Here is a 16,347-nt window from a genome sequence, read left to right as displayed (position 1 = left end):
CGACCTCGATGACGCGGCGATTGCGGGCAGGTGAACCGGACCCTCGGCTCAGGCGGGATGCGGGCCGTGCAGGCGTTCGGCTTCGACCGTGGCGGGGTGCACCGCGATCAGGCCGAGGCCCTCGCGGCGGCGGCACAGCTTGGCCAGTTCCTCGTAGGCGGGGGCCCCCAGGAGTTCGCGCAGTTCGGGAGCGTAGGACTGCCAGACCGGTTTCGCGCCGACGTGGGCGTCGGGGGAGCCGGTGCAATACCAGTCGAGGTCGAGGCCGCCGGGGCCCCAGCCGCGGCGGTCGTACTCGGTGACGACGGTGCGCAGGATCTGCTCGCCGTCGGGGCGCTCCACCCAGTCCTGTGTGCGCCGGATCGGCAGCTGCCAGCACACGTCCGGCTTCACCTCGAGCGGTTCGATGCCCTTGCGTACAGCCATGATGTGCAGCGCGCAGCCGGCGCCCGCGGCGAATCCGGGGCGGTTGAGGAAGATGCAGGCACCGTCGAAACGGCGGGTGCGCAGGGCGGGTTCGTCCTCGAGTTCGTCGAGCTCGAGGTAACCCTTCTTGACGACTTTGCCGTTCTCGGTGGCCTCGCCCATCAGCTGCCAGTCCTGCGGTGTGAGCTGTTTCACAGCACCCGCGAGGCGCTTGCGGTCGTCCTTGTCGGCGAGGAACGCGCCGTGCGAACAGCACCCGTCGTCGGGGCGTTCGGCGATGATCCCCTGGCAGGCGGGGGTGCCGAACACGCACGACCAGCGCGACAGCAGCCACGTGAGGTCGGCGACGATCTGGTGCTCGTCGTTTGCTGGGTCGGTGAACTCGATCCACTCGCGCGGGAAATCCAGCTCGACTTCCGGGGCCGGATCGATCTTCCGCCCAGGTCGGAGCCCGGTCTGCGCGATGGGGCCTTCGCCTTCGGTCACAAGTTCTGACGCTAACAGTTCAGTCGCCTGCCCTGTACTCCCGGATCACCAAGTACCGTATTCGGAGTGCGGCTAGGTGTTCTCGATGTCGGAAGCAATACCGTTCACCTGCTGGTGGTGGACGCGCATCGTGGTGGACACCCGATGCCCATGAGCTCGTCGAAGGCGGCATTGCGCCTGTCGGAGAACATGGACGGCGACGGGCGGATCACCGAGGCGGGCGAGGCGCGGCTCATCACGACCATCGCCGAATTCGCCGATCTGGCCCGCAAGGCCAAGTGCGTGGAACTGATGCCGTTCGCCACATCGGCCCTGCGTGAGGCCACCAATTCCGAGGAAGTGCTCACCCGGGTGCGGGCGAGCACGGGGGTCGATCTGCGGGTCCTCTCGGGCGAGGACGAGGCGCGGCTGACGTTCCTCGCGGTGCGCCGCTGGTTCGGCTGGAGCGCCGGGCGCATCCTCAACCTCGACATCGGCGGCGGTTCGCTGGAGATGTCCAACGGCGGCGACGAGGAGCCCGATGTAGCCCTGTCGCTGCAGCTCGGCGCGGGCAGGTTGACCAGGGAGTGGTTACGCGACGATCCGCCGGGCAAGCGCAAGATCGCGGTCCTGCGCGACTGGCTGGAGGCCGAACTCGTCGTCCCCTCCAAAACCCTGATCGAAGCGGGCAAACCCGACCTCGCCGTCGGCACGTCGAAGACGTTCCGTTCGCTGGCCAGGCTCACGGGAGCGGCACCCTCGGCCGCGGGCCCACGGGTGCGCCGTACACTGACCAGCTCCGGTCTGCGCCAGCTGATCGCGTTCATCTCCCGGATGACCGCATCGGATCGCGCGGAACTGGAAGGTGTGAGTTCGGACCGGTCCCAGCAATTGGTGGCCGGGGCTTTGGTCGCGGAGGCGAGTATGCGGGCGTTATCGCTCGACAGCATCGAGATCTGTCCTTGGGCGCTGCGCGAAGGGCTGATCCTGCGCAAACTCGATACCGAACCCAACGGGGGTGGCCCGGTGGCGATGCCGCCGGTGGAACCGGTAGGGAGACAGCATGAGTGGTGAGGATTCCAAACAGCTCTCGGTAGCCGAACTGCTCGCGCGCAACGGTGCGCAGGGCGGGTCGCCGCCGTCCTCCGGTGGCGGCAGGCGGCGCCGCAGCGGTCGTGGGGTCTCGGTCACCGACCTGACCGGTGAGAACGCGGTGGTCCGGACGGGTGGCCGCTCACACGCCGCGCCCACCGAGACACCGCCCGAACCGCCCAGCTACGAACCACCCAGCTACGAACCGCCGAGCTACGAACCGCCCGCGAGCCAACAGCCCGCGCCGTATCCGCCGCCCGGCCCCGCCGAACCGGCGTACTCACCGATCTCCGGCCCGATCACCCGCCTCGATCCGACCGCGGACCCCCTCGCGCCCACCGCGTCCCGGTCCGGCTCCGATCCGTTCGGCCCCTTCCGTGCCGAAGCCCGCGACACCCGCCAGAACGGCAGGCTCGGTGTGCCCGGCGGGACGGCGCAACCCGTCGACCCCGGTATCGCCGAGATGTTCGGCTCCGGTGCGTTGCCCGCCGTCGGCGGTGGCCGTCGCCGCAAGGCCGACGACGAACCCCAGTACCCGGAACCGCCCGCACCGACCGCACCACCCGTCACCGGTGGCCGCGCCGCGCGCCGCCGCGCCGCCGAGGCAGCGGAGGAAGCCGCCGAACCGCCCGCCGCGAGCGGGTACGCGGCCTCGCTGCACGAGTCGGGGATCGACGCGCCCCGCGCGTTCATGGGTCGTCCCGGCCAGACCCCCGGCTTCAACGCCTTCCCGGATCTCGGATTCGAGAACCATCCGAGCGTCGAGCCGACACCCTACGAACCGCCCGCCTACGAGCCGCAGGCTTTCAACGGCAGGGACGGCGGATATCCGGCGCCGAACGGTTACCCGCAGCCGACGCAGGCCTACAGCCCCGCACCCGAGGCCCCCGCCGACCCGCGCCCGTCGCTCGAGCGCAGACGTGATGCGGGCAAGGGCGGCGGTCTGCCGTCGTGGTCGGCCCGCAGGCACCGCCCCGCGCAGGATCAGGCGCCCGAAAGCGGCGGTCTCCCGACGGCGGCCTGGTCGCCGATCAGCCAGGAACAGCCGCTGCTCGCCGGTGACTCGGTGGCCGGCGATCTGCTGCGTCAGCGCGCCGAGATCGACGCCACCGCCGACGCGCGCACCGAGGTGTATCGCCTCGGCGGCGTGGAACCGGCGACCGACGACTACGCCGAATCCGACTACACCGACCGCGATTACGCCGACAACGACTACTCCGACACCGACTACGGCGACTACGACGAGTACGAGGACGACGACTACGAGCCCGAGCCGAAACCGAGCCGGGCGAGCAGGCGCGCCGCGACCAAGGCCGCCGCGGCCAAGGTGGCGGGTCGCGCGAGATCCCGTGCCAAGAGCCGGGTCGCGTCGTCGCGCAACCGGTCGGCCTCGGGTGGCCGGATCTCCCGATTCACGGCCAAGGCGCCCGCCGACGATCATCGCCGCGAATGGATGATGCTCGGTGCGCAGAGCTTCGGTGCGGCCGTTGCGGGCATGTTGCTGTTCAAGGGTTTCGAGACGATGTGGGAGACGCTGCCCTGGGTGGCGCTGGCGCTGGCGATGGTGGTGATCCTCGGTCTGGTCGCGCTGGTCCGGGTGCTGCGCCGCACCGACGACATCTTCAGCACGGTGATCGCCGTCATCGTCGGCGTCTTCGTGACGCTCGGACCGCTAGCCTTCCTCCTCAGTACCAGCTGAATACAGGGAGTGGGCCGTGGGGAACATCGAGATCGGGCTGTCGACGGCGTCGGTTTATCCGGAGAACACCCAGGCGGCGTTCCGCTATGCCGCCGAATTGGGTTACGACGGAATCGAATTGATGGTGTGGGCCGAACCGGCCAGTCAGAACATCGACACCGTGCAGTCCTATGCCAAGCGCTACGGCGTCCGGGTGCTCGCGGTGCACGCGCCGTGTCTGCTGATCTCCCAACGGGTCTGGGGCGCCGACCCCGTGGCGAAGCTGGAACGCAGTGTGCGCGCGGCCGAGGCGCTCGGTGCCGACACCGTGGTCGTGCATCCGCCGTTCCGCTGGCAGCGCCGCTACGCCAGGGGGTTCGCCGAGCAGGTCGGTGAGCTCGAGGCGCACCACCCGGTGAAGGTGGCGGTGGAGAACATGTTCCCGATGCGGGCCGACACCCTGTTCCGTGAGGGTGCGGTGCGCAGGCTGGAACGTCGCGCGGGGCCAGGGCGCGCGGTGAGCGCGTTCAGCCCGTCCTATGACCCGACCGATACCGGTTTCGACCACTACACCCTCGACCTGTCGCACACCGCGACGGCGGGTACCGACGCGCTCGAGCTGGCCCGGCGGATGGGCGAGGGCCTGGTGCATCTGCACCTGGCCGACGGCCGCGGCGCCGCCCACGACGAGCACCTGGTCCCCGGCGACGGCACCCAGCCGTGCGCGCAACTGTGTGAGCACCTGGTGCACACGGGTTTTCGAGGTCACGCCGTCGCCGAGATCAACACCCAGAACGCGCGGACCACGGCCGCCCGTTCGGCCCTGCTGGCGCGCACGCTCGAATTCGCGCGCCGTCACCTCACCGGTGCCACGCCCGACCCGCAGCCCCGCCACGCCGACCTGCCGTAAACCATCGCGGCGAATTCGGGAATATGCCTAGCCGCACCATGCTTGTACGCTGTACGAAAGTGCACCGCGACCAGGAGTGACGATGACGCGAGAACTCGCGACCGACGCGCCGTTCAGTCAGGTCATCGACCTGACCGAGCTCACCACCACCGATGCCGAAACCGGCCGCTACGCCGGTGTCATCGACCCCACCTGGACCATCGGCCCCAAGGTGCACGGCGGCACCATGGTGGCCGCCAGCGCCGCCGCGGCGACGCGATGGCTCACCGAGGCGGATGCCTCCTACGCCCGCATGGCGCCCATCGCGGCCAGCTCCGACTTCCTCGGCGCCCCGGATCCCGGCAAGGTCGAGTACGCGGTGCACATCCGCAAGAAGGGCCGCCAGATCTGCTTGGTCGACGCTGAGCTGATCCAGAACGACCGCACCCTGGTGCGCACCGCGTTCACCTTCGGCCACCTCGACGCCACCGCCACCCGCTGGAGCGGCCCCGACAGCGACATGCCCGCCGAACCCACCGACGCCGCGCTCCGCTACACCCCGGACTCGCCGATGGGCAAGATCGTGCACGTGAGCCAGGGCGCGCATGTCCTGCTCGACCCCACCTGGGGCGAATTCCTGCGCGGTGAGACCGGTGATCCCCGGCTGCGACTGTGGATCCGCCCCTTCGACGGCGACGAAGCCGACCCCCTGGTCCGCGCCGCCTTCGCGATGATGGCTGCCGACATGAGCCCGCCGGTGCCGATGAACCTCGGGCACTTCGGCTGGTCGCCGACGGTCCAGATGACCACCTACCTGCGCCGTGTCCCGGCGCCCGGCTGGCTGCGCGTCATCGCCACTTCCCGCGAAGTCGGCGAGCGCATGTTCGACGAGGACCAACTGGTCCTCGACTCCACCGGTGCGGTGGTCGCCCAGAGCCGCCAACTGGCACTGATCCCCGCCAAGTAACAATCGCGGCCGCACCACCACTAACCTTGGCCGCATGACGAGAATTGCTGTTGTCGGTGGTGGGCGGATCGGTGAGGCGCTGGTCGCCGGATTGCTGGAAGCCGGTCGGGCGCCCAAGGATCTGGTCGTCGTCGAGACCCTCGCCCCACGGGCCGCCCAGCTCGCCGAGCGGTTCAAGGTGCGGGTCACCGGGTCGACCGCCGACGCCGTCGTGGGCGCCGACATCGTCGTCATCGCGGTGAAGCCGAACGTGGTCGACTCGGTACTCGCCGACCTGTCCAAGGCCGACCTCGACAGCGGCAGCGATCAGGTACTTGTCTCGCTGGCCGCGGGCATCACCACCGGTCACCTGGAGTCGAAGCTACCGGCCGGCTTCGCCGTGGTGCGGGTCATGTCCAACACCCCGATGCTGGTCGGTCAGGGCATGTCCGTGCTGTCGCCCGGCCGCTACGCCAAGCCCGAGCAGCTCGAAGTGGTCGGGGAGATGCTCGAGGCCGTCGGCAAGGTCGTCACGGTGCCGGAGACGCAGATGGACGCCGTCACCGCGGTCTCCGGGTCGGGTCCGGCGTATTTCTTCCTCGTCGTCGAGGCCATGATCGACGCCGGTGTGGGCCTCGGCCTCACCCGCGAGGTCGCCACCGAACTGGTCGTGCAGACCATGATCGGCTCGGCCGCGCTCATCGACGAGAGCGGGCAGAACGCCGTCGATCTGCGCGCGGCGGTCACCTCGCCCGGCGGCACGACGGCCGCGGCATTGCGCGAACTCGAACGCGGTGCGATTCGCTCCACTTTCATGGAGGCATTGCAGGCCGCCAAGCGTCGATCCGTGGAACAGGGCGCGTCCAGCGAATGACGCGCGGTCGCCCGGCGTGATAACCGATTTCTCACACCCGTCGCAGTAATCCCACTGGCACCGCTAAGCTCGTAGAAGCACGTGCGTGTCTGTTCCGCCGGTGGGGAAGCCGGCGGCGCGGACGTGCCGGAGGTCAATGGTGCCATGATGTCTGCGAACAGAATGTCCAGTAATTCACCGGCGTCCGGCGGTGGATCGGGGTCACCCGCTCCACGAGTCGGTGCCACTCCGCAACCGGTGATCGGCGGTGGCACACAGTTTCTCACCGTCGCCGAAGTCGCCGATCTCATGCGGGTGTCGAAGATGACGGTGTACCGGCTCGTGCACTCGGGTGAACTGCCCGCGGTGCGGGTCGGACGCTCGTTCCGGGTGCACGCGAAGGCGGTGCACGACTACCTGGAGACGTCGTACTTCGACGCCGGATGAGATAGCCCGGCCAGGTTGAAAGGGCGGTTTCGTCGCTGCTCTGGTGTCCCGGTAGCATGGACAATCGGTTCGTGTCCGCCTGCCGGGGCACCGCTTCGTGGTGTCCGGTGCGCCCCGGCGGCGCGGGCACCAGACGACGCACGCGACACCGCGTGTGCATGCCGAGTAGAGAGAACGCGAGGAAACCCTATGGGTTCTGTGATCAAGAAGCGCCGCAAGCGTATGTCGAAGAAGAAGCACCGCAAGCTGCTTCGCCGCACACGTGTTCAGCGGCGCAAACTCGGCAAGTAAGCCTGCGTGCCCGCGAGAGCCCGTCACCTTTCGAGGTGACGGGCTCTCGCGATTACGGGTCGGCCTTGTTAAAAGCTGCCAGATCGTGTCGGCGGGTGGCGCGAATGCGGCTACTCTGGTACGCGGAAATCATGAGAAGCAGGGGGCTTTGAGTGGGGTCAGGTCCGGGTTCCGATACGCGGGAACGTCATGAACCGAAAGTCGTGCTGGTGACCGGTGCCAGCCGCTACTTCGGTAGCAAGATCGCGTCCCGGTTCGCCGCCGATCCCGGTGTCGAACGGGTCATCGCGGTGGACACCATGCCGCCCGGTCGCGAGGTGCGCCGTCGCCTGGGCCGTACCGAATTCGTGCGTGCCGACATCAGGAATCCGCTGATCCGCAAGGTCGTCGAGAACAACAACGTCGATACGGTCGTCCACGCGGCCCTGCTCACCCGTCCACCGGCGCGCGGCGGTCGCGCGGTGATGAAAGACCTGAATGTGCTCGGGTCCATGCAGCTGCTCGCGGTGTGCCAGAAGGCGCAATCGGTTCGGAGTGTGGTGGTGCGTTCGTCGTCGGCCGTTTACGGCTGCAGCGCCAAGGATCCGGCGAAATTCACCGAGGAAATGGGTGCGCGCACGCCACCGGCCGGTTGGTTCGCCCGCGACATGATCGATATCGAGGCGCTCGTGCGCGCGATGGCGCGGCGCAGGCCCGATATGTCGGCGTCGATTCTGCGGCTCGCTCCCATCGTCGGTCCACGGCTGGCCGACAGTGGCGTGCAATATCTGCGGTCGCCGATCACCCCGACCGTGCTCGGGCGCGAAGCCCGGATGCAGTTGCTGCACGAGGAGGACGCGGTGGCGGTACTCGTACACGCCGCCTCGCGTGCCCACGGTGGTACCGTCAATGTGGCCGGAGACGGTGCGCTGGCGATGTCGCAGGCCATCCGCCGGGCCGGGCGGATCGCCGCCCCGGTACCTCTCTTTGTTTTCCGCACCGTCGGCCGGAGCCTGATGGGCCCGGTCATGCGCGGTTTCAGCGGGGAACAACCCGACTACTTCTACTTCGGTTGCGGTCTCGACACCACCCGCATGCGAACCGAACTCGGATTCACCCCGCGCTGGACGACGGTCCAGGCATTCGACGACTTCATCGCGGGCGCAGCGTTGCGGCCCGTCTTCGATCCGGCATGGATCGACGCCGCGGAACACAAACTGCTCGGCCTCATCGGGGCCGGTTCAGGAGCGCACACATGAACGAAGGAGCGAAAGTCATTCGTCTCGACGTGAATGTCGAGACCCGACACCGGCCGTCGTCCCGGCGTAAACCGGAGGTTCCGGTTCAACCCACCCCCGTCACCGCCCTGAGCGATCATCGGCCGGGCATGCCGACGCGGCCGCCGAAGTCGCTGACGGAAACCCTGCGCGACGCACTCGGCAAGCAGATCGAGAGCACCGCGGAATTCGCGCGGCGCAGGCTCACCGGTGACTACCAGATCGACGAATTCGGCTACGACAAGCACCTGCTCGAATCGGTGATCCTGCCCGCCCTGCGGCCGCTGTCGGAATATTGGTTCCGGGTGGAGGTTTCCGGGATCGAGAACATTCCCGCCACCGGCGGCGCGCTGCTCGTCGCCAACCACGCGGGCACGGTTCCGCTCGACGGGCTCATGCTGCAGCTGGCCGTGCACGACAAGCACCCCGCCCACCGCGCGCTGCGCCTGCTGGCCGCCGACCTGGTGTTCGAGCTGCCCGTCTTCGGTGCGCTCGCCCGCAAGGCCGGGCACACCCTCGCCTGCCACCCCGATGCCGAACGGCTGCTGCGCTCCGGGCACATCGCCGGGGTGTTCCCCGAGGGCTTCAAGGGTGTCGGCAAGAACTACGCCGACCGGTACAAGCTGCAGCGTTTCGGTCGCGGTGGATTCGTGTCGGCGGCGGTGCGCACCGGTGTGCCGATCATCCCGGTGTCGATCGTCGGCTCCGAGGAGATCTACCCGAAGCTGGCCGACATCAAGCCGCTGGCCCGTCTCCTCGGCCTGCCGTACTTCCCGGTGACCCCGTTGTTCCCGCACTTCGGTCTGCTCGGTGCCGTCCCCGTGCCGTCGAAGTGGTACATCGAGTTCGGTGAGCCGATCGCGACCACCGCCTTCGAACCCGAGGAAGCCGACGACCCGATGACGATGTTCGAGGTCACCGACCAGGTGCGCGAAACCATCCAGCAGACCCTGTACAAGCTGCTGGCCAAGCGCAGGAACCCGGTTCTCGGCTAGCTATTTCTCGCGGTGGCGGGCGACCGCCGCCGCGACCGCACCGCCCGCCGCGCCGAGCGCGAGCGCGGTCGGTACGCCGATCTTGGCGGCCTTGCGCCCGGTGCGGAAGTCGCGAATCTCCCAGCCCCGGTTTTTGGCCACCTCACGCAGATCCGAGTCGGGGTTGATGGCCACGGCCGTGCCGACCAGCGACAGCATGGGCACGTCGTTGTGGCTGTCGGAGTACGCGGTGCACCGCTTGAGATTCAGGCCCTCACGAATCGCGAGGGTGCGCACGGCGTGGGCCTTGCCGAGGCCGTGCAGGATGTCGCCGACCAGGCGACCGGTGAACTTGCCGTCGACACTCTCGGCGACGGTGCCGAGCGCACCGGTGAGGCCGAGCCGCTTGGCGATCACATTCGCCAGCTCCACCGGGGTCGCGGTCACCAGCCACACCTGCTGACCCGCGTCCAGATGCATCTGCGCGAGCGCACGGGTGCCCGGCCAGATCTTGTCGGCGATGATCTCGTCGTAGATCTCCTCACCGAGCATCGCCAGCTCGGCGGTGGGCCGACCGGCGATGAAGCTGAGCGCCTTCTCCCGGCCCGAGGCCATATCGGAGGAGTTCTCCTTGCCGGTGACCCGGAATTTCACCTGTTTCCAGGCGACATCGACCAGATCGGAGGTCTTGAAATACTTGCGGGCCGCCAGGCCACGCGCGAAATGCACGATCGAGGCGCCCTGCACGAGGGTGTTGTCGACATCGAAGAACGCGGCGGCGGTGAGGTCGCGCGGCACCTCGGGGCCGGCGTCGGTGCCCTGTTCGGCCAGTTCGGCATCGTGCAGGGTGAGGGCGGCATCGGCACTGGCCTCACCGGCCAGATTCGCGCGCAGCTCCTCCTCGCTCGGCCCGAACGGGCTGCGCGGCAGCCGCGCGAACTGTTCCTGCAGTTCCTGGCCGAGGCGGCTGGGCTGCCACCGCGCAGGGAACTCGCCGAATCGCCCTGCGACGAATCCGGCCCTAGTCACCTTCGAACGTTCCGGCACCAGTACCCTCCGCTAGTCGCGCGAACATGTCCACAGTAACCGGATTCGCCGACATGCCGTGGCGAGCCCGGGGATTAAATAAGAGCCATGACGAATCCCACACCAACCGTGACCCTGTTGACGCGCGCCGGTTGCGGAATGTGCAGCATCGCACTCGCCCAGTTGGAGACCATCTGTGGTGATTTCGGTCTCCCGGTACAGACCGTGGATGTCGATGAAGCGGCGGCAACCGACCCGGCATTGCGTGCCGAATACGGTGATCGGCTCCCCGTTGTGCTGTTGGACGGCCGTGAACACAGCTATTTCGACGTCGACGAGCCACGTTTGCGGGCCGATCTGAGCCGTTTCGCTGGTCGCGAGCGAAAATGAGGCCAAATTCACCGACTTTGTGAACGCCTGCACAAGCGGTTACGGTGGTGGCACGCAATCCGCACCGCCGCCTTCAGCAGCGGTGGTGATCGGGTTTGTACGCCCCCCATGGCACCGGTCGCTGCCTCGAGACGCAGCGGCCCACAACCGGTGAAGCAACGACAGGTACCGGACCGCGATCAGGCCCGGAACGAGGAGCCGACGACGTGACAGAGCAGCACGAGACGCCGACAGGCGCCTCCGGCAAGGCTCTCGCGCGGGATATCCCGCAGGCCACGGTGACTCGTCTTGCTACCTATCTCCGAGTTCTGGCCGGCATGGCCGACTCCGGTGTTGCCATCGTATCGAGTGAGGAACTGGCTGTCGCGGCGGGTGTCAATTCGGCGAAGCTGCGCAAGGATCTTTCCTTCCTCGGACCCAACGGTGTGCGGGGTGTCGGCTATGACGTAGCCAAGTTGCGCACCAGGATCGAAGACGTGCTCGGTCTGTCGCAGGGACATCGGGTGGTGCTGATCGGCGCGGGCAACCTCGGCCGCGCCCTGGTCGGCTATGGCGGTTTCGGGGTACGCGGCTTCACCGTGGTCGGCATCTTCGACAACGACCCGGCGGTGATCGGTCAGTCGTACGCCGGTCTCGTCGTGCGCGACGTCGAGCTGCTCGTCGCCCAGATTCCCGCTCTCGCCCCCACGATCGCGCTGCTCGCGGTCCCCGACGAAGCCGCGCAGGACGTGTGCGACCGGCTCGTCGACGCCGGGGTGCTCTCGATCCTGAGTTTCGCCCCGTGCGAGCTGCGCGCGCCCGCGCACGTGCAGATCCGCCGGGTGGATCTGGCGATGGAACTGCAGATGCTGTCCTTCGACGCCGCCCGCAACGACGCGCCGCCGCTGCCCGAGGTCGCCCACGCGAGCTCAGGTCGGGTCGCGCGGCGGGTGCCGCCGCAGAACCATCCCGCCCTCAATCACCCCGCGCCGGTCGAACCGGCGCGCGGCAGGCCGCCGCGTCGCACCGCGCCGCATTCGGCCAACCCGCATGCGGCAACGCCAGCCAAGCACCCAGGGATCGGTGATCACCCCATGAGCGAGCGTCAGCGAGCGAACCAACAGGCAGGCGCGCGTGCGCGCGTGACCGAACCGGGCGAGGTGCAGTCATGAGCATTCTGCTTGTCGGGATCTCCCATCGCAGTGCCCCCGTTTCGGTGCTGGAGAAGGTGGCTGTCAGCGAGGCCGACCGGCCCAAACTGGTCGACCGGTTGCTCGAGTCGAGTCACGTGTCCGAGGCGATGATCGTCTCCACCTGCAACCGGGTGGAGGTGTACGCGGTGGTCGACGCCTTCCACGGTGGCCTCGACGTGGTGGGCGAGCTGCTCACCGAACACTCCGGGATGGCCTTCGCCGACCTCACCAGGCATGCCTACGTGCGCTACAGCGAGGCCGCCGCCGAGCACCTGTTCGCGGTGGCCAGCGGGCTCGACTCGATGGTCGTCGGCGAACAGCAGGTGCTCAGCCAGATCCGCAGCGCCTACGCCAGCGCCGACAACCAGCAGGCCGTCGGCCGCACCCTGCACGAGCTGGCCCAGCACGGGTTGCGCGTCGGCAAGCGGGTGCACGCCGAAACCGGGATCGACCGGGCCGGTGCCTCCGTGGTTTCGGTCGCGCTCGACCGGGCGCGCGGCGTGATCGGCGATCTCACCGGGCGCACCGCCGTGGTGCTCGGCGCGGGTGCCATGGGTGGCCTTGCCGTTGCGCATCTTTCGCGGGCGGGCATCGGCCGCATCGTGGTGGTGAACCGCACGCTCGATCGCGCGCAGCGGCTCGCGGAGACCGGGCGGACCATGCACGGTGTCGATGCCGTCGCGGTGGAGACGGGCGGGCTCATCGACGCCATGGCCGGCGCCGACGTCGTCATCACCTGTACCGGCGCGGTCGGGGCCGTGGTGACCTTGGCCGACACTCACCGGGCCCTCGCGGGCCGGGCGAACACCGGTGCGGCCGAACGACCGCTGGTGTTCTGCGACCTCGGCCTGCCCCGCGACGTGGAACACGCCGTGGCCGGGCTGCCGGGTGTCGTCGTGATCGACATCGAGTCGCTGCAGCGCGATCCGGCCGCGGGTGCCGCGGCCGACGACACCGCCGCCGCCCGCGCGATCGTCGCCGACGAACTCACCAAATACCTTGCCGGGCAACGCATGGCCGAGGTCACCCCCACGGTGGCCGCGCTGCGTCAGCGTGCCGCCGAAGTGGTCGAGGCCGAGCTGCTCCGCCTCGACTCGCGGCTGCCCGACCTGGCCGATCCGGCTCGCGACGAAGTGGCGCGCACCGTGCGCCGCGTCGTCGACAAGCTGCTGCACGCGCCGACGGTGCGGGTGAAGCAGTTGGCGTCCACGCCGGGCGGTGACAGCTACGCCGAGGCGCTGCGCGAGCTGTTCGAGCTGAAACCCGGTGCGGTGCAAGCGGTTGCCGCGCCCATGGAGGTCGCCGCGGCCGAGTCCGCGCTGGCCGACGACTTCACCGCGGGACACCTCGGCGACGGGCAGTCGGCATGACCGCCCGCGCCGTAACACACAACCAGACGAAGCCCGGACGTGCGAAGAAGGGCACATCATGACCACGACAGTGCAGGAAGAGGACACCGTGACCGCAGGAAGCACTCGTGCGCCCTGGCGGATCGGCACGCGCGGCAGCCTGTTGGCGCTGACCCAGGCGGGCACCGTGCGCGACGCCCTGATCGCGGCGGGCCAGCCCGCCGAACTGGTCGTGATCAAAACTCCCGGCGACCTGTCGTCGGACCCGGTCCAGAAGATCGGCGTCGGCGTGTTCACCTCCGCACTACGTGACGAGCTCGCTCTCGGCGGTATCGATATCGCTGTGCACTCGTACAAGGATCTGCCGACCGCGCAGGACCCGCGTTTCACCATCGCCGCGATCCCGCCCCGCGAGGACCCGCGCGACGCGCTGGTCGCCCGCGACGGACTCGTGCTCGGTGAGCTGCCCGCGGGCGCGAAGGTCGGCACCTCCGCGCCGCGCCGTGCCGCCCAGTTGCGTGCGCTCGGGCTGGGTCTCGACATCCTCCCGCTGCGCGGCAACATCGACTCCCGGCTGCGCAAGGTGAGCGAGGGCGAGCTCGACGCCATCGTCATCGCCCGCGCCGGCCTGTGCCGGATCGGGCGCACCGAGGCCATCACCGAATCTTTGGAGCCGGTGCAGATGCTGCCCGCTCCTTCCCAGGGCGCGCTCGCGGTGGAGTGCCGCAGCGACGACCCGCAGCTGATCGAAGTGCTGTCCGGTCTGGACGACGCGCCGACCCGATACGCGGTGGAAGCCGAACGGGCGCTGCTCGGCGAACTGGAGGCCGGTTGCACCGCGCCGATCGGGGCGCTCGCCGAGGTCGTCGAGTCGATCGACGAGGACGGCCGGATCTTCGAGGAACTGTCGCTGCGTGCCTGCGCCGCCGCGATCGACGGTTCCGATGTGTTGCGGGCTTCGATAGTCGGCGCGCCGGAGGATGCCGCCGAACTCGGGCGCACGCTGGCCCGCGAACTGCTCGACCTGGGTGCCCGCGCCCTGCTGAGCGTCGCCGATGAGCCCGCGCCCGCCACAGACTTCCCTAATTCCAGCCCGATGGAGAACAACCGATGAGCAGCCGAGCCACCAAGAAGCAACCCGGGCGGATCCTTTTCGTCGGATCCGGCCCCGGCGACCCGGCCCTGCTGACTGTGCGCGCCCGCGAGGTGCTCGAGCGGGCGACGCTGGCGTTCACCGATCCCGATGTGGACAAGGGTGTGCTCGCCCTCATCGGCGTGGCCGTGGAACCGGGCGAGGACGGTGAACGTCCGGTGGACGTGCGTCCGGCGCTCGGCGAACCCGCCGAGGTGGCCAAGACGCTGATCGCCGAGGCCCGCAACGGCCACGACGTGGTCCGCATCGTCACCGGCGACCCGCTGACGACCGATTCGGTGATCAACGAGGTCAACGCGGTCACCCGCTCGCACATGGTGTTCGAGGTGCTGCCCGGTCTGCCCAACGGTTCGGCGGTGCCGAGCTACGCCGGTATCGCGCTCGGCTCCGGACACACCGAGGCCGATGTGCGTGGGGAAGTGGATTGGGCCGCGCTGGCCGCCGCGCCCGGTCCGCTGGTGCTGCACGCCACTTCCGGCCACCTGGCCGAGACCGCGAGCGCGCTGGTGGAGCACGGGCTCGCGCCGCAGACCCCGGTGGCGGTGACCGTGCGCGGCACCACCCGTCAGCAGCGCACCATCGAGGCGACGCTCGCCTCGCTGAACAATGCCGCTTCCGAGCTGGTCGGCCCGCTGGTCGTCACGGTCGGTAAAGAGGTCGAGAAGCGCTCGAAGATGTCGTGGTGGGAGTCGCGGGCGCTGTACGGCTGGACCGTGCTCGTGCCGCGCACCAAGGATCAGGCCGGTGAGATGAGCGAGCGGCTCGTCACCCACGGCGCCATTCCGATGGAGGTGCCGACCATCGCGGTCGAGCCGCCGCGCAGCCCCGCGCAGATGGAACGCGCGGTGAAGGGCTTGGTCGACGGCCGCTACCAGTGGGTGGTGTTCACCTCCACCAACGCGGTGCGCGCCGTGTGGGAGAAGTTCGCCGAGTTCGGTCTCGACGCGCGGGCGTTCTCCGGTGTGAAGATCGCCTGCGTGGGTGAGGCGACCGCCGAGAAGGTTCGCTCCTTCGGCATCAACCCCGAACTGGTGCCGAGCGGTGAACAGTCCTCGGAGGGCCTGCTCGCCGACTTCCCGCCCTACGACGACGTGTTCGACCCGGTGAACCGGGTGCTGCTGCCCCGCGCCGACATCGCCACCGAGACCCTCGCCGAGGGCCTGCGCGAACGCGGCTGGGAGATCGACGACGTCACCGCCTACCGCACGGTGCGTGCGTCGCCGCCGCCTGCGGAGACCCGCGAGATGATCAAGACCGGCGGTTTCGACGCGGTGCTGTTCACTTCGTCCTCCACGGTCCGCAATCTCGTCGGTATCGCGGGTAAGCCGCACGCACGGACCATCGTGGCCTGTATCGGCCCGAAGACCGCCGAGACGGCGATCGAGTTCGGTCTGCGCGTGGACGTGCAGCCTGAGACCGCGCAGGTCGGCCCCCTGGTGGAGGCGCTGGCCGAGCACGCGTCGCGCCTGCGCGCCGAGGGCCTGTTGCCGCCGCCGCGTAAGAAGAGCCGCCGCAGCAGCAGCCGCTAGCCGTCGTAGATACCCCGAAAGCCCGCCCGTCACGGCGGGCTTTCGGCGTATCAGGGTCATCGGCTGTAGCGCAGCAGCGTGCGCACGAGCCGGCAGGTGGCATCCGACGGCGCGCGCAGGTCGATCTTCTCGGCGGTGCGCCGGATCGTGTCGTTGGTCGCTTGATTCGGCAGGTACACACCGGAATCGAGCAGGGCGATGGTCAGCCGCATGGCCTTGAGCCTGCGGTTGTGCGCGATGTACCAGCGGCGCGGACGGCCGGCGGGCAGCCGCTTCTTCTCCAGCGGGACGTAGGGCTCGGTGATGAAGGTCTTTCGTTGTGCGGCAATGGCGTTCATCGGCGTCCTCCCTCGCGAACGGATCGCGCTGTGTGCTGCGCGATCCTCGAACACGCTTTCGATTGTATCGGGA

The 16,347-nt window shown here is 69.0% G+C and carries 16 protein-coding genes and 1 pseudogene; 14 read left to right on the top strand and 3 right to left on the bottom strand.

Features of this window, described 5'->3' with window-relative positions; all coding sequences use genetic code 11:
* Positions 1-48: 48 nt before the first annotated feature.
* Positions 49-912 (bottom strand): hypothetical protein, encoded by an 864-nt coding sequence (locus AB0F86_RS18935; protein ID WP_225278497.1) that lies wholly within the window; start codon positions 910-912, stop codon positions 49-51.
* 66 nt (positions 913-978) lie between these two features.
* Between AB0F86_RS18935 and AB0F86_RS18930 the strand changes: the two genes are divergently transcribed.
* The 9 genes from AB0F86_RS18930 to AB0F86_RS18890 all read left to right on the top strand — a co-directional run bounded on the left by AB0F86_RS18930 (position 979) and on the right by AB0F86_RS18890 (position 9,338).
* Entirely contained in the window at positions 979-1,965 is a 987-nt protein-coding gene (locus AB0F86_RS18930; protein WP_225278498.1) for a Ppx/GppA phosphatase family protein, read from the top strand.
* Positions 1,955-3,682 (top strand): hypothetical protein, encoded by a 1,728-nt coding sequence (locus AB0F86_RS18925; protein ID WP_356985282.1) that lies wholly within the window; start codon positions 1,955-1,957, stop codon positions 3,680-3,682. Before AB0F86_RS18930 ends, AB0F86_RS18925 begins: the two co-directional genes overlap by 11 nt.
* Positions 3,683-3,713: 31 nt before the next feature.
* Positions 3,714-4,571, top strand: coding sequence for a sugar phosphate isomerase/epimerase (locus AB0F86_RS18920; protein WP_356985388.1), 858 nt, complete (start codon positions 3,714-3,716; stop codon positions 4,569-4,571).
* 82 nt (positions 4,572-4,653) lie between these two features.
* A complete protein-coding gene (locus tag AB0F86_RS18915) occupies positions 4,654-5,517 on the top strand; it encodes a thioesterase family protein (protein WP_356985281.1) in 864 nt (287 codons plus the stop codon).
* 34 nt (positions 5,518-5,551) lie between these two features.
* A complete protein-coding gene (proC, locus tag AB0F86_RS18910; protein WP_356985280.1) occupies positions 5,552-6,370 on the top strand; it encodes a pyrroline-5-carboxylate reductase in 819 nt (272 codons plus the stop codon).
* A 162-nt stretch (positions 6,371-6,532) separates the two neighbouring features.
* Positions 6,533-6,796, top strand: a complete 264-nt coding sequence (locus tag AB0F86_RS18905; protein WP_225278502.1) for a helix-turn-helix domain-containing protein — start codon at positions 6,533-6,535, stop codon at positions 6,794-6,796.
* 189 nt (positions 6,797-6,985) lie between these two features.
* On the top strand, positions 6,986-7,087 hold the full coding sequence (locus AB0F86_RS18900; protein WP_003402602.1) for an AURKAIP1/COX24 domain-containing protein: 102 nt from the start codon (positions 6,986-6,988) through the stop codon (positions 7,085-7,087).
* A 203-nt stretch (positions 7,088-7,290) separates the two neighbouring features.
* Positions 7,291-8,325, top strand: a complete 1,035-nt coding sequence (locus AB0F86_RS18895; RefSeq protein WP_225279202.1) for an NAD-dependent epimerase/dehydratase family protein — start codon at positions 7,291-7,293, stop codon at positions 8,323-8,325.
* Positions 8,322-9,338 (top strand): lysophospholipid acyltransferase family protein, encoded by a 1,017-nt coding sequence (locus tag AB0F86_RS18890; protein WP_356985279.1) that lies wholly within the window; start codon positions 8,322-8,324, stop codon positions 9,336-9,338. The genes AB0F86_RS18895 and AB0F86_RS18890 overlap by 4 nt, the downstream gene beginning before the upstream one ends.
* On the opposite strand, the gene AB0F86_RS18885 is transcribed toward AB0F86_RS18890, so the two are convergent.
* Positions 9,339-10,268 carry an HAD-IB family hydrolase gene (locus AB0F86_RS18885; RefSeq protein ID WP_225279203.1) on the bottom strand — a complete coding sequence of 310 codons (930 nt, stop codon included), beginning with the start codon at positions 10,266-10,268 and terminating at the stop codon, positions 9,339-9,341.
* 183 nt (positions 10,269-10,451) lie between these two features.
* On the opposite strand from AB0F86_RS18885, the gene AB0F86_RS18880 reads away from it, so the two are divergent.
* From AB0F86_RS18880 to AB0F86_RS18860, 5 genes and pseudogenes are all read left to right on the top strand, one after another.
* Positions 10,452-10,733: a glutaredoxin family protein gene (locus AB0F86_RS18880; RefSeq protein WP_225278504.1), complete on the top strand. Its 282-nt coding sequence runs from the start codon at positions 10,452-10,454 to the stop codon at positions 10,731-10,733.
* A 206-nt stretch (positions 10,734-10,939) separates the two neighbouring features.
* Positions 10,940-11,810, top strand: a pseudogene (locus AB0F86_RS18875) (redox-sensing transcriptional repressor Rex).
* A 70-nt stretch (positions 11,811-11,880) separates the two neighbouring features.
* Positions 11,881-13,275, top strand: a complete 1,395-nt coding sequence (locus tag AB0F86_RS18870) for a glutamyl-tRNA reductase (RefSeq protein WP_225278506.1) — start codon at positions 11,881-11,883, stop codon at positions 13,273-13,275.
* A gap of 58 nt (positions 13,276-13,333) precedes the next feature.
* Complete coding sequence (gene hemC / locus AB0F86_RS18865; RefSeq protein WP_067484929.1) at positions 13,334-14,368, top strand: hydroxymethylbilane synthase; 1,035 nt, start codon at positions 13,334-13,336, stop codon at positions 14,366-14,368.
* A complete protein-coding gene (locus AB0F86_RS18860) occupies positions 14,365-15,936 on the top strand; it encodes a bifunctional uroporphyrinogen-III C-methyltransferase/uroporphyrinogen-III synthase (protein ID WP_067641909.1) in 1,572 nt (523 codons plus the stop codon). Before hemC ends, AB0F86_RS18860 begins: the two co-directional genes overlap by 4 nt.
* 56 nt (positions 15,937-15,992) lie before the next feature.
* Here the strand turns inward: AB0F86_RS18860 and AB0F86_RS18855 are convergent, their stop codons facing one another.
* Entirely contained in the window at positions 15,993-16,274 is a 282-nt protein-coding gene (locus AB0F86_RS18855; protein WP_067485858.1) for a hypothetical protein, read from the bottom strand.
* Positions 16,275-16,347: the final 73 nt, after the last annotated feature.

It is taken from the genome of Nocardia sp. NPDC023733, assembly GCF_040639775.1.
GTDB classification, from domain to species: domain Bacteria; phylum Actinomycetota; class Actinomycetes; order Mycobacteriales; family Mycobacteriaceae; genus Nocardia; species Nocardia rosealba.
This window is presented reverse-complemented; position numbering and strand designations above follow the sequence as displayed.